This is a genomic window from Streptomyces sp. ISL-94 (genome assembly GCF_018614075.1).
In the GTDB taxonomy this organism is placed as follows: domain Bacteria; phylum Actinomycetota; class Actinomycetes; order Streptomycetales; family Streptomycetaceae; genus Streptomyces.
This window is the reverse complement of sequence record NZ_JAGGOZ010000094.1, coordinates 1-13,508: the sequence shown is the minus strand read 5'-3', so window position 1 is coordinate 13,508 and position 13,508 is coordinate 1. Positions and strand designations below refer to the sequence as shown.

Sequence of the window (13,508 nt, the reverse complement as noted above, 5' to 3'; positions counted from 1 at the left end):
GCGGGTACCCAAGCGCTGCGCGCTTGGGACTGAACCGCCTCGCTGCGCTCGGCGGCCCTGCCTTCGGCAGGGTGTCCTTCCGCTGCGCTCCAGGACAGGGTCGGCCCTTCGGGCCGGAGGCCTTCGCTTCGCTTCGGCCTGCTCGGGGTTCCGCTGCGCTCCACCCCGAGTGGGCCCGCTTCGCGGGCCAGGGACTCCCGCGCTCCGCGCGGGAGGTGACCCTGTTTCATGGGGTCCGGGCTTGCGGCCCGTTGGGCGGGTCCGCTCCGCTCCCCCACCCTGTCCTTCCGGCTCCGCCTCCAGGACCAGCCCGCTACGCGGGCAGCTGGCAACAGGGGGACCTGCGTCGGGGATCGCCTCCAGTCGGCCCTGTACTGCTCTAGTGGAGGCGGGCCAGGAGGTGGGCGTCGAGGAAACCCCGCTCGGAGGCCGGGTCGTGGAGCAGCCGGGCGAACGTGACGAGCCCGGCTTCGGCCAGCAGGTCGGCGAACCGGTCCGCCGGCCAGCTATAGGCGGGCGTCACCTTGTGGTCGAAGCGGACCAGCTCCGGTCCCTCGGTCGCGAAGAACGAGACCAGGAGCAGGCCCCCTGGGGCCAGGACACGTACCTGCTCGGCGAGCAGCGCGGGCAGTTCCCCAGGAGGGGTATGGATCATCGAGTAGTGGGCCAGCACGCCACCGAGCGCGCCGTCCTCGACCGGCAGGGCCTCCATCCGCGCCTCGCCGAACCGCAGCGCCGGATGGGCCCGCCGGGCGTGGTCGACCATGGCCGGGGAGAGATCGAGCCCGAAGGCGTCCAGTCCCAGGTCGTGCAGCATGGCCGTCAGATGTCCAGGCCCGCACCCGACATCGGCTACCCGCAGGTTCCCCATCCCACGCACCAGCTCGGCGAAGGTGCCGATCATGTTCCGCGAGAACGGCTGCGCCTCCAACCGATTAGCGAACATCGACGCATACAGCTCGACGACGGCGTCGTAGGCCGCCCGGGTCTCATCCTGGTGTTCCACCACGGGGAGAGAAGCTAACAGCCGGCACCTTCGCGGCTGGTCTCCGGCCCGTACCGATCAGGGGCACATCTACTTTGATTCAAAATACTCAGCAGATTCATTCTGGAAACCCACCCGTCCACCGAACCGAGCTGACGGCCGCCAGGCAGCCGTCGCGGATCAGTGAAACTGCACAGCGTCCTACACCGGGTTCCGCTGTCCAGCGGCAACTCACCCCGGTGACGTCACCTTCACCGCATCGAACTGTCCTCCACCAACCGCTCACACAGCCCTGCCCAGCAGACCCCAGGCCCAGCCCTCCCAGGACGGCCCCTGCAGCCACATGGACAATCACGTGCGGTGTCGCAGCCAACAGACCACAGCGTCAAGGGCTTTCAACGCAGGTGGCGAAGCTCGCGCAGGCCGTAGTCCGGTGGCAGCCACCCCATCTTCCGCCGCTCGATGGTCTTCCGTGTGTACGGGGGCGGGTACGGGCAGCCCTGCATCAGATCAGGTTCATCCCTGACCCATGAAAGCCCGTAATGGGCAGTACACACAGGCCAGATGGTCTTCACAGGCTCCTTCGGAGTCGGCGCCGTCCCTCGCCGGCTCCGGCGCGGTTTGGGGCGCGGCGGCTGGGGCGGGCGCAGCCTGCACCCCTCGGCGAAGGACGTCAGGGACGGCAACGCCTCGCCTCCCAGCGGATCGCTGAAAAGTGGTCCGCTGGTGCCGGCCCCGATCCGCCAGAGGAGAGCGGCCGCCCTCAGCAAGGGACGGGCCCAGTCGGGAACCGGATGGGTCATGCAGCCCCGGCGCAGCCCGCGGTCGTGCAGCGTGATCGTTGTACCGTCCGGGGCCAGGTCGCGGACATGGGCGGAATCAAGCTGCGTGGTCGAAGCCGCGGTGAACGCCGCCGCGGCGAGCTGGGCCGCCAGATACGGGTGCGCCGTGGCACGGTGTAGCCGCCACGCCACCTCCGCCTCGGTGACCGGAGGCATCACCGGCGCGAAGAAGTCCCGGTCCGCCGCCATCGGCGCGGCACACCGGCAAGGGTCCGTCGCTCCGTCGAAGGCCATGAGGGTCGTCAGGGCCGGCAGGCTGATCCAGCGGTTCGCCAACGGCCGTGCTTGCGGCGTCTGGCGTTCCAGGACGGCCGGTTCGGCCTCGGGCAGGAGGGCGGAGGCCTCGGCGATGCTGTGGTCCACCTGCGTCAGCTCGCGTTCCAGGAACGCCCGCATGGCCCGGTGGTGACACACCAAGATCAGGCGGACCCCTGTGCGTCGGCGCAGGGCGAGGAGGGCCCTGAAGCGGTGCGGGGTGAGCAGGTGGGCGCGCAGCAGGGTCAGGTGGGTGATCGGGGTGGCAAGGACCCAGGCGGCGGCGATCGACCAGGCCGGGCCCGGGTCGAGGTGGCGGTAGCCGGCCAGGGGGACGGGTTTGCCAAGGGCGGCGAGGATGTCGTACGCGAGCGCGAGTGCGGCGTCCGTGCCCGGGGTGGGGTGGACGGTGAGGCGTCCGTGCTGAGGGGCGTGGGATGCCAGGGCCGCCCGGGTGTGGACCACGTCGTCGTACGGGTCCAGGACCACCGTGACCGGCGGCGGATCCGGGCAGTCCAGCACCTCAGGCCACCACCGGACGCTGGCGCAGTTTGCTGTAGGACCAGCGCAGCAGGTCCTCGTCCAGGATCCGTCCGGACTCCTTCATCCCGGCGGCAAGGTGATGGGTGATCTTCGCCCAGGCCCGGAAGTTGCCGTGCGCGGCCTCGTCATCGCACATGGCGATCAAGTCCGGGTCCGCGTCCGCCCACACGGGGTGGAACGCCGGGACGACGGTGAGGACCTCCTCCAGCGGCATGGGTTCGATCTCCTGCCACGCATATACCCGGGACTCCAGCATCGGCTCGCTCTGCAGCATCTCGAAACAGCCATCACCGCCCGTGAACACGATCGTCAGGTCCGAATTGATGTCATCCCACAAATAGCGCAGATACTCGAAGCACATCTTCGACAGCCACTGCGCCTCGTCACAGACCAGGACGTGCGTCTCCTCCAACGCTCCGCGCAGCATCCGGTCGAACTCGATCGCGTGGGCCGGCGGGCGCCCCTGCAGGCCGAGGGCGTGGAACAGCTCGTGGCGCAGGTCGCGGGTGGAGGGGCGGGCACGGAACTGGATCCGGCGTGTCAGCTTCGGCGCGAGTTCGCGCAGCGAGGTGTTCACCGCCAAGGACTTGCCCCGGCCTGCCTGCCCGTAAATACAGATCATGGCTCTGGCTTCGATCGCGGCGCGGATGTTCTCCCGGACCATGAGCAGCGCCCGGGTGGAGACCACCTGGGCGCCCGGCAGGCGCATGAAGTGGTCCTCCCGCTCCCGGGGCAGCCGGCCCTGCCGCTCAGCAGTCGCCATGGTCAACGCTCCCCGCTGTCGTCATGTGCACCGGCCGCTCCAGACGGCCCGTCATCGGCTGCCTGCCCGGCGTCCGTTTGCGGGCCGGCCGCCCGGCGAGGGCGGACAACCGGGCGCGCCCAGGAGGCCGGGGGCTCACGGGGAGGGATCAGGTCCGGCAGCGCACGGGCCGCCAAATCCACTCCCCGGGCCTGGGTGATCTCCGCCTCGGCCTGAGAGGAAGTGACAGTGCGCCGCGGACGGGGCGCGGCAGCTGTGCTCGTGGCGGTGTAGCGGGCTTTGCGCAGCTTCTCCGCCGCCTTCAGATCCGCTTTCAGCTGGCGGGTCTTCTTCTCCCTGACCGAACTCAGCGCCCGGCGCTGCTCCAGCGTCGCCTCCCGGGCCAGATAGGCGGTCCCCAGGTGCCGGCCCCACTCCTCGGTGGCGAACACCTCGATCTGCCCGTCATAGTGCGGGAGATACCGCAGCCGGACCCGCATGCCGACGTGCCCGGCCATCCACGGGGCGATATACGCACGGCGCCGCCACGAGATCCCGTTCGTGGTGATCTTCCGGACCCGGCCGTCGTCCTCCATCGCGAAGAACGCCAGCCGCTCCTCCGCGACGTCCTCGACCGGCGCCGGATCCGCCTCCCACGCCGCCAACGGCGTCAGCCCATCGGCAAGACCCTCAGGGTGGTGCCCGGTGTTCCACCCCCGCACCCACCTCAGCAGCTCCTCGACGAACTCCGGATACGACAAGAGGTCCTCCACCCGATCCGGACGGTGAGCACCGACCGGCCGGGCCCTGCGGGTATAGCCAGGCAGAGAAACCAGGAACATCACCTCGACCGCGTCGTTCAGCGCCTCGATAGTGCCCTTGCGGTACGGCTTGTACGCCGGCAGATCATGGACCGGGACCGCGAACGCCCCCAGAGCGCGCTCCACCGTCCGGCACAAGAACTCCTTGCCGCGATCCACTCGGACCACCCCCGGCAGGCCACCGAACGGACCGTAGGGATCCTGCCGGCTGATCCCTGTGCGCAGCGCGGCCAGGACCGCGTCCCGGGCCGGCTGATGAGGGGTGACCGCCACCCCGACAATCGCTTTCGTCGCGACATCGATGAACCACGTCACCCACGGACACACCGCGGAACCCTCAAGATCCACCCGCACCGGAATGCGTTTGTGGTCACCCTCCCAACACGCGTTGCGATGCGTGGGCGGGCGCTTCCCGTACACATCAAACCGGCGCCTGGCAGCCTCACCACCCTTCAACCCCGCCCGCTCCCCCGCCGACAGGTCCTCGCGCACCGCGCGCTGGAAAGTCCTCCGCGTCGGAACCGGGCCCAGCGAGGGATCCGCCACGGCCCGTGCCACGAGCTCCCGGTGAACCGCCGCCACGTTCCCACCCCACAGAGCGAGGAGCTCCCGGATCTCCTTCGTCACCACGAACCGGACACGAGGCCGCACCGTCAGACGCCCCTCACGCCGGGCCACCGACAGCCAATTCCACACCGTCCGCTCAGACACACCCAAAGCCGAAGCCGTCAACCGCACATGTCCAGAGGCGAGTTCGCCACGACCATCCAGCACCATCAGGCGCGTGACCGCCGCCTCCCGCTCCACGACAGCCGGCACCACCCAATCGGCGAAGCCACCGAGACCGCTCTGCGCCATCAGCCCCTCCCCGCAGACGCCTACCCCCTGCCCCGGAAACGCTGTCCACAGCTACACGCCTCACTCCGACACGCCGCGCTACGTCCCACCAACGAGTGACGGCTCAGCAGACCAAGCAGTCAGACCCGCGCCACACGCCCTACACACGCGACACCAAACCTTCAGCGGGAAACGACACCAGCCTTCAGCGGAAGAACGACACGACCAAACCCCTGACAGGCAGAACACCCACACTGAAAGCCCTGTCGCCAACCACTGAAACTTCCACGTCGCCTATCAGTCAGCCGTACGGGGCGTCAGCTGCCACCCACACTCCTCGCAGCCCTCGTCTTCGCCCTTGCAGGGGCAGCCCTGAGTGTCGAAGAGCGCGGAAAAATTCGGAGTCTTGCTCTCGCTCGCCGGCCTGGTTCGCTGCTCTCGCAGACGCCAGCCGTGAGTGAACCGAGTGACAACCGGTCGCCTGCTCCAGTCGGCCAGCTCGTCTCCGTCTTCGGGGCTGAGGAGCTCCGCGGAACTCTGGTCTTCAAGCGTCTCGGTTCCGGCAACATCCGGATCCTCGGTGAGGGTCATCACGGCCCCGATCAGGTCCCGCGGATCATCATCGCCGAGTTCGGACGCCGGCAAGGGCTCCCATCCACGGGCTACCGCGGCGCGCAGGAGAGCGTCCTCGTCCGTGACGTGGAACTCGTACAGGTGGGAGATCCGCACGACCTTGCCGGGGAGGTCCTGCAACCGCGGATGGCCGACCGGACCGCGTACCGCCCCGGTGGCAGGGTCATCCTCGGACGGGTCCGGCTCCGGTTCCGGCACTACGAACAGTGCACCGGGGTCTGCCCCCCAGTTGCCACTCGCGGCCTGGACGACAGCTTGGCGCAGCGAGCTGGCCGGTGCATTCGGCATCTCGGCCGTGAGGGCCTTCAGTTCGTCTTCGACAGCGGTGGCGTCACGCCGGGCCAGGACTCGGCGAAGGATACCCACCGCCTCATAAGCGTGGTCGGGATCCTTGCAGGTCAGGACAGCGGTCAGAGAGCTGGGGCCGTTGTCGTGAGCCAGCAGGGCCATCACCCGGCTCTTGCTCGGCGTGTGTTCACACAGAAAGTCGATAGCCCGGGCAGCGGAAAGCGATGAAGCCATCGCGGAACTCCTAAAGGGGAGAGTGCTCGGCGCGCACCAAAGGAGAGGCACTCGTCGGCACGGCAGGGAAGCCCGCTGGTGGACACGGTACGAACGTGTCCCCGGACGGTGACAAGAAGCTTTGAGGGGCCAGCTGGTGCCTCCGCTACGAACGAAGACCCGGACTCGGCTGAACCGAACCCTACCCAAAGATGGCGAGCCCTACCCATGAATCCAAAGAAGCCACCACCGCGCACCAAAAGGCATCGCTCAGGGGCAGTTTGGGCATCGAGTCGGCATGCTCGCAGTACCCCAAGAACCTACCGCCCAGCGAACGAGGCCCTTCCGCGTCGCACCCATTGCCGACGAGACAACCTGGTCGCTGCTCTCCCGGATCGCCGCCCGCTACGGTCAGGAGCCCGGCTTCATTCTGGGGCACTGGCGGTGGACGAACCACCAGCCCCGCCACCCCGGCGGCGCCCTGCGCGCAGACGCAGAAGTTCTACTCAGTCCAGCCGGCCGGACCGTGCTGGCAGGGCTGTCTGGAGCATCTGAGGAAACGCTGAGGCGTGCGCTGCCGTCCTGGGACAACGAGGAGGACGGACTCTCCGGCCCGGACGCGTCAGGCGCCCCAGAGGGCTTCTGACGCGTAGGCGGCGCCGTCGTGCGTCCAGTGGTGTTCGGCTGCCGGCTGTGCGCGGTGCGGCGTACCGGGCAGGCCGTTCGGGTGGCCCAATACGCCGAGCGGTGGGCGCGGGTGTGCGGGCGGCACGGGCGGTGGCTGCTGGACGCGGACGCCGACCAGCCCCTGGAGAACCTCGATCTGTCTGGGAGTCCCGAGGTCGTCACGGCGCAGCAGCAGTGGGCTGCGGTGGGGCGTCGTGCGCGGCGGGCGGGGGTGCAGCCGGCTGAGGTGTTCGGTCTCGCGCGGGCTGTGGTGTGCCGGTGGTGGGAACACTCCCTTCACTGGGAGCAGGAGCGGATCTGGCCCCGGCGTCTGCAGGAGGTCGTCGGCGGCAACGTCGGTGGTGGCGTCGACCGGTGGCGGGCCGTCGGCCGGGACGCGGTGGTGTTCCCCGAGGTAGTCACCGTGGCCGGTGCGCTGCTGGATCCGGCCGTCGAAGAGCTGGTGTGGGCCGACAGCGGTTGGGGACGTCCGCGGCCACTGCCCGGGGACGGCCAATTCGGGCACCGTCTCGGAGAACTGGTGGGACGGCCCTGGCTCGGGCCTCTGGTCGCGACAGACGGTGGGCCGCTGATCTCGTGGCAGGCCGCCATCATCCGCCGGCGAAGGCATACGGCGGCTGATCCCTACGACGCCGGTCCGTGGAGGGTCAGGGCCGATCAGCAGCCGCCCACCATGGCAGCCCTGCTCCGTGAGCAGACCCGGGAGAAAGCCGCGGGCGGTTCCGGTACGAACTGGCGCTCCACCGTGCCGCCCGAGCAACGCATGTTCATCACCAACCTCATCGAGGCCGCCCAGGAAGAGCTGCTCCAGCTGCGCGGCGCGCACCAGGGCCGCACCGCGGACGCCGCCCGCCTCCTCCTGCAACGGCTCAGCCACTCCATCGGCCTGCTGGACCAGGCCTTGCGGGAAACAGCGTTCGCAGCAGTGAACGCGGGCGTCGCATTCCACGACGTCGAGCAATGGGCAGGTCTCGACACCGTGACCACGGACGAGGATTGACGAGCAGTCGGCGGTCCATGGAGAGGTATAGCCGGCGTGGTTACCGCATCAGTGCCTCGCACATGAGCAGAACGTGCAAACCGGGCCAAACCGTTGGACGGGGTAGTTGACTCGGTCCCATGACGGGCGTGGCAGGGAGTCGCGGTGCGCAGCAGAGTGCGGCGCCGGGGGCCGGGTTCGAGGCGGCGTTCGCCGGGTTCGGTGGGGCGGTGGTGCGGCAGCGGTGGGTGGATGCGGCGGTGACCGTCGCGTTCGAGGAACTGGCACCGGTCTCCGCGTTCCCGGTGGTCCCCGGCAGACGCTGGGGACCTGGGCTGTGGTGGTCGGCGACCACAGGGCGCCATGTCGCCTCCGGGTCGAACGCGATGCGGGCCCAGTTGATGGTCCTGGACCGCGATCCGGACGTCGTGGGTCTTGCCGGGCGGCCCGTGCGGCTGCTGTGGCACGACGAACAGGGGCGGGGGCGATCCTGGACTCCGCAGCTCTTCGCACGCCGCGTAGACGGCACCGCGGTACTCGCCGACTGCCCCAGCCACGCCGCGGCAGGAGGAGAACGAGCCCTATCTGCCGCCATGATGATGGAGCAGGCATGTGAGCAGGTCGGCTGGATCTATCAGCGCCTCGAACCGCTTGAGCCGGTGCTGGCGGCCAACCTGCGGTGGCTCGCCGGCTACCGGCACCCCCGCAACCAGGTCCGCCCCACCCTCACCGCCGCCGTCCTGCAAGCCTTCGCGTGCCCGCGGCCGCTGATCGAAGGCGTCGAAGCAGTCGGCGACCCGATCGAAGTCCTCCCCGCCGCCTTCCACGCCCTGTGGCACGGACACCTGCACGTTCCGCTGGACAAGCCGCTGCACGAACGCGTCCTGGTCCAGGCAGGCACTCTCCCGTCATCCGAAGCCCTTACGGCCGGCAGCCCGCACCATGAGGCCGGCTGCGGCCGGTTCCAGGAGGTCCGGTGACGGCTCCACGCGGCGGACGGCCCGTCGTAGCGGTCGGCGCGCACATCCGCTTCGACGGTGCGCGTTGGCAGGTTGTGGCGTTGGCCGGACAGTACGTGCACTTGGCCGGCGAGGACGGAAGCAGCGCAGTGGTGCTCACCGGCCACCTGTTCGCCGACCCTGCTTTCAAACTGGCCGGAGAGCAGGCCGAACAGGCTCGACCAGTGCCGCAGTGGGGGTTGTTCGAGACGGCCCCCGCCGCGGCGCGGGAGAGGGCCCTGGCCTGGCAGAGGCACATCCGGGAAGTCGAGTGCGGGCGGCCAGGCGGCCCGGACAGCGGTGAAGTGGTGCGGGTGCAGTACGACCCCGTCCGGTGGACGCTGGCCGAGCGGGAGCAGGCCAAATCCGCCGAGCTCACCGCGCTGGGCTTCGCCAAGGTATCGCGTACGACAGTGCAGCGGATGAGGCTCGCCTACCGCAAGCAGGGCCTGTGGGGGCTGCTCGACCACCGCACCACCCGCGGTCCCGCTCCTGCGAGACGGCAGGACGAGCGAGTGGTGAATGCGGTGAAAGAGGCGTTGCGCCGACAAAGGCGGCGCTCCAAGGGCACCATCAACGGGCTGTTCCCTCTCGTCATCCAAATCCTTGAGGACCGGCACGGGCCCTGCACCGTGCCCGCCCCCTCCCAGGCCACCCTCTACAGGCTCGTCCACCAGCTCGCCCACCCCGCCGACCTCCCCGGCCGCCCGGTGCGCAATCCACCCATCACCAGCGACGGGCGCGGCTTCACCCCGACCGTGGCGCTACGGCCCGGGGAACAGGTCCAGATCGACACCACCCGCCTCGACGTCCTCGCCGTCTTCGACGACGGCATCGTCGCCAGGCCCGAGCTCACCATCGCCGTCGACGTCGCCACCCGCGCCATCCTCGCCGCCGTACTCTGCCCTTCCAGTACACAGGCCGTCGACGCGGCGCTGCTCCTGGCGGAGATGGCCGTCCCCCACCCGGCCCGGCCCACCTGGCCCGACGCACTGCGATTCGCCCGCAGCTCGCTGCTCCCCCACCAGCGGCTGCTGACGCTCGACGAACGCCTCCAAGGGGCCGCCGCGCGTCCTGCCGTCGTCCCGGAGACGATTGTCACCGACCGGGGCAGCGTCTACCTGTCGAAGGCGTTCACCGCCGCGTGCGAGACCCTCGGCATCAGCGTCCAAGCGTCCCCGCCGTGCACGCCGACCGCGAAAGGCATCGTGGAGCGGGCCTTCGGGACCATCAACTCGCTGTTCTGCCAGCACCTGCCCGGATACACCGGGCCCGACGTCTCCCAGCGCGGCCCCGACACCCACCTTGAAGCCCGCTATACCGTCCCCCAGCTCCAGGACCTCCTCGACGAGTGGCTCGTCCACTACCACCACCGCCCCCACGAAGGCCTGCGCCATCCAGTGCTGCCCAACGCCGCGCTCACGCCGAACCAGATGTGGGCCGCCCTCATCAGCGTTGCCGGCCACGTACCCGTCCCCCTCACCGGGGACGACTACCTGGAACTCCTGCCGGTGCGCTGGACGGCCATCACCGAACGCGGCATCCGCCTGCACCACCGCACCTACGACCACGACCTCCTCGCCCCCTACCGCGGCCAGCCCTCCCCCATCACCGCCCGTGGCGGGAAGTGGGAGGTCCACCACAACCCCCACGACGCCCGCCAGATCTGGCTACGCCTGACCGACGGGACGCTGACCGAGATCCCCTGGATCCACCGCGACCACACCCACCAGCCATTCAACGAGCGCACCTGGCAGCACGTACGCGCCCAGGCCATCCGCCATCCCGATCCAGACCAGCACGAAGCCGACCTCGCCGACGCCCTCGACCAACTCATGCGCCGAGCACGCGACGGAGACGCCACACGCACCGAGCACCGCCTCCTCAACCGCAGCACGGCACCACGGCCTCTCCCAGCACCCGCCCCGGCCCCGTCCAGGCTCGGTGGCAAGGAGACCATCACCAGCCAGACGGGCACCGACCCCGACGGGGACAGCCTCGACCACCTGGACGACTCCCCCGACGAGCCGTTCGACGACGAACCCGAAGACGGCACCGGCTCCCCCACCCGCCCGTACACCGGACTCGGGCTCTACGACGCACACACGGAAGCCCTCACATGGTGAACACCACCCCGGCACGCGCCAGCATCCCGGCCGGCAGCCTCCGCCAGACCGTGGACCAGGCCCAGCCGGACACCGACGCCCAGCGGACGCAGCCATCCTGGCCGATCACGACCTGGCAGGGCTGGCAGGAGTTCGTCCACACCCCGCCCCCGGTCCCGCCAGCACCCGACGACCCGCCACGGAGCGTTAAGGAACGCCTGGCCTACCACTCCGCGTTCGTCACCGTCCGTACCCCCGCCATCGACACCCTCGCCACCAGCGTCCGCACCCTGATGATCCTCGGCCGCTATCAGCAGACCACCGCCCGGCCCTCGCTCATCGTCACCGGGCCCGCCGCCGCAGGAAAGACCACAGCCCTCCTCCACGTCGGACGCACCTGCCACCTCGCCCACACCCGCCACGCGCCCCCGCCACACAAGCCGGCGGACGTTCAGGCGCCCGTCGCGTACGTCCTGGTCCCGCCCGGAGCGACCGCCAAGATGCTCGCGGCGGAGTTCGCCCGCTACCTCGGCATCCCGATCACGGCCCGGATGACCCAGACCCAGATCACCGAGACCGTCTGCCACACCTACAACCAGGTTGGTGTCCGCCTCGTCCTGATCGACGAAATCCACCGCGTCAACCCCCGCACCACCACCGGCGCCGAAACCGCCGACCTGATCAAAGACCTCACCGAACGCATCACAGCAACATTCGTCTACGCCGGCATCGACGTCACGAACACTCCACTCTTCAACGGCGTCCGCGGCGCGCAGCTCGCAGGACGGGCCTCACTCATCGAGTGCGGGCCCCTCCCCGCACGCCTCGGCAACCAGCATCCCTTCACCGACGTCATCACCGACCTCGAAAACGCCCTCGACCTCCACCACCACCGCCCCGGCACCCTCCCCCGCCACGCGGCCTACCTCCATCAACGCACCGCCGGACGCATCGGAAGCCTCACCCGACTCATCCGACAAGCCGCGATCACCGCCATCGACGACGGCACCGAACGCATCACCAAGCAAGCGTTGGACGCGATCCACCTCGACCACCACGCCGAAAACCATCAACCCAAGACCCGCACCACAACCCGCCGAACAACCGCTGACCTGCACAAACACCCGGAAAACAGGAAATGGCACCTCGGTCCTTTAGACCCAGACGCCATCTACAACACCACCAAGATTCTCAATCAACCTGGAAGAACCCCAGGTCAAGCCGCCCCAACCCGGTACACCCCGTTCTCAACTCAACCTGCAACACCGCAGCTCACCGACCCCGCGATACCGCACCTACCCTCCCCCTCAGCGACAGAAGACAGGCGACGAATCCCCCGTCCGATAGTCGGCCCCGCTGACATTCTGCACGACTGTCCCGCACCCGGTCAGTCCGCCACTGCCTCCAGACAATCCCAAATCCCGAGCCGATCACTGCATCCCGAAACGATCACTAGACCTGCATGTCAAGGCCCCTGCAACCCACCACACCAACACGAACCACAGCCACGCTTTCCGAAACGATCACTACATCACCAGGTCAACACCCCACCCACCCAGTGATCACCACCGGATTTGTCAGGTGTCACCCTGGTGGACAGCACCTTGTGACGGTGCAGACCGCGACCGGCTGCCGGTTACAGGGACCGGCAGCCGGCGCTCGCCCGGCCGGCGAAGCGGACGGGTCAGGTGGCGTTCTCCGTCTTCCAGCCCGAACACGAGTTCATGTCGTACGTTTGGCTGCCGTATTCACCGAGGCAGACCCGGTACTGGACCCAGCCGGACTCCGGAAGGTCCATGTTGATGTCGAGCTGGGATCCCTTTCCATAATGGTTCCAGTCCCTGATCTGCGTGTCGCCCCTGTCGGACCGGTAGTACATGACCATCACCGAGTGGCCGTCGGCATTGTTGTCCCACACCAGCAGATGGTCGCCGTCACGAACGAACGACGCCGACCCGTCACAGTAGTTCGGCTCATCGGTGCACAGGTCGCCGGCATGGAGGCCGGGGTAGGTGACGGTGTAGGTGGAAGCGGAGGCGGGGGTGGCCACCGTGAGTACGGCCAGCATGCCTGCGGCAGCGGCGCCTATGAGCTTGGAGTGCTTCTTCATCCTGGCGATCCTCGGATTGACGGCGTCACACCTGCGGCCGGCGAGTGCAACGGCGGCGGCCGCAGGTGAATCGGGAGCGAACGGATGCTAGCGAAAAAGTTGATCTTGGGCCAGAGCCAGGAGCCGTTTCCTGATCATTCCTCATCACTGACGCCTCACCCACCGCGTCCCGGAACTCGGGGCCGGATGCGCATGGTCATCAGCACGCCCAGGCTGCCCCAGCCCGAACACCCGCGCTCGACGGGGACGACAAGCTCACGTTGTAGCGCTCAGAGCCCGGCCGCCTGCCCCGCCAGGGCTTGTCTGACAAACGATCACCAGGTGGGTCCGCGGAGCCAGAGGATCAGGGAAGCTAGGGCGAGGCCGGCGCGGTAGCGGGCGGCGAGTTTGTCGAAGCGGGTGGCGATAGCGCGGAACTGTTTCAGGCGGGCGAAGCACCGTTCGACCACCTTGCGGTCGCGGTAGGTGTC

10 protein-coding genes and 1 pseudogene are annotated in these 13,508 nt (G+C 68.9%); 4 read left to right on the top strand and 7 right to left on the bottom strand.

Annotated elements, in window-relative coordinates; all coding sequences use genetic code 11:
* Positions 1-379: 379 nt before the first annotated feature.
* The 5 genes from J7E94_RS26960 to J7E94_RS26940 all read right to left on the bottom strand — a co-directional run bounded on the left by J7E94_RS26960 (position 380) and on the right by J7E94_RS26940 (position 6,180).
* Complete coding sequence (locus J7E94_RS26960) at positions 380-1,009, bottom strand: class I SAM-dependent methyltransferase (RefSeq protein ID WP_215019405.1); 630 nt, start codon at positions 1,007-1,009, stop codon at positions 380-382.
* Positions 1,010-1,380: 371 nt separating this feature from the next.
* Complete coding sequence (locus J7E94_RS26955; protein WP_215019404.1) at positions 1,381-2,604, bottom strand: hypothetical protein; 1,224 nt, start codon at positions 2,602-2,604, stop codon at positions 1,381-1,383.
* A gap of 1 nt (position 2,605) precedes the next feature.
* Positions 2,606-3,388, bottom strand: coding sequence for an ATP-binding protein (locus J7E94_RS26950; protein ID WP_215019403.1), 783 nt, complete (start codon positions 3,386-3,388; stop codon positions 2,606-2,608).
* A 2-nt stretch (positions 3,389-3,390) separates the two neighbouring features.
* The gene (locus J7E94_RS26945; RefSeq protein WP_251057277.1) at positions 3,391-5,046 is read right to left on the bottom strand and encodes a transposase family protein; all 1,656 of its coding nucleotides are present in this window, start codon (positions 5,044-5,046) and stop codon (positions 3,391-3,393) included.
* Positions 5,047-5,322: 276 nt separating this feature from the next.
* Entirely contained in the window at positions 5,323-6,180 is an 858-nt protein-coding gene (locus J7E94_RS26940; RefSeq protein WP_215019402.1) for a hypothetical protein, read from the bottom strand.
* Between the two features lie 643 nt (positions 6,181-6,823).
* Here J7E94_RS26940 and J7E94_RS26935 point away from each other — a divergent pair.
* The 4 genes from J7E94_RS26935 (at position 6,824) to J7E94_RS26920 (ending at position 12,490) form a co-directional block, all read left to right on the top strand.
* Entirely contained in the window at positions 6,824-7,846 is a 1,023-nt protein-coding gene (locus J7E94_RS26935; protein ID WP_251057276.1) for a DNA-binding protein, read from the top strand.
* Positions 7,847-7,965: 119 nt separating this feature from the next.
* Entirely contained in the window at positions 7,966-8,805 is an 840-nt protein-coding gene (locus tag J7E94_RS26930; protein ID WP_215019401.1) for a TnsA-like heteromeric transposase endonuclease subunit, read from the top strand.
* Positions 8,802-10,949 (top strand): Mu transposase C-terminal domain-containing protein, encoded by a 2,148-nt coding sequence (locus J7E94_RS26925; protein ID WP_215019400.1) that lies wholly within the window; start codon positions 8,802-8,804, stop codon positions 10,947-10,949. Before J7E94_RS26930 ends, J7E94_RS26925 begins: the two co-directional genes overlap by 4 nt.
* Entirely contained in the window at positions 10,943-12,490 is a 1,548-nt protein-coding gene (locus J7E94_RS26920; protein WP_251057275.1) for a TniB family NTP-binding protein, read from the top strand. The genes J7E94_RS26925 and J7E94_RS26920 overlap by 7 nt, the downstream gene beginning before the upstream one ends.
* A 122-nt stretch (positions 12,491-12,612) precedes the next feature.
* Here the strand turns inward: J7E94_RS26920 and J7E94_RS26915 are convergent, their stop codons facing one another.
* Together J7E94_RS26915 and J7E94_RS26910 are read right to left on the bottom strand one after the other, a co-directional pair.
* Complete coding sequence (locus tag J7E94_RS26915; RefSeq protein WP_215019399.1) at positions 12,613-13,038, bottom strand: hypothetical protein; 426 nt, start codon at positions 13,036-13,038, stop codon at positions 12,613-12,615.
* Between the two features lie 295 nt (positions 13,039-13,333).
* Positions 13,334-13,508, bottom strand: a pseudogene (locus tag J7E94_RS26910) (IS5/IS1182 family transposase); the annotation flags it as partial.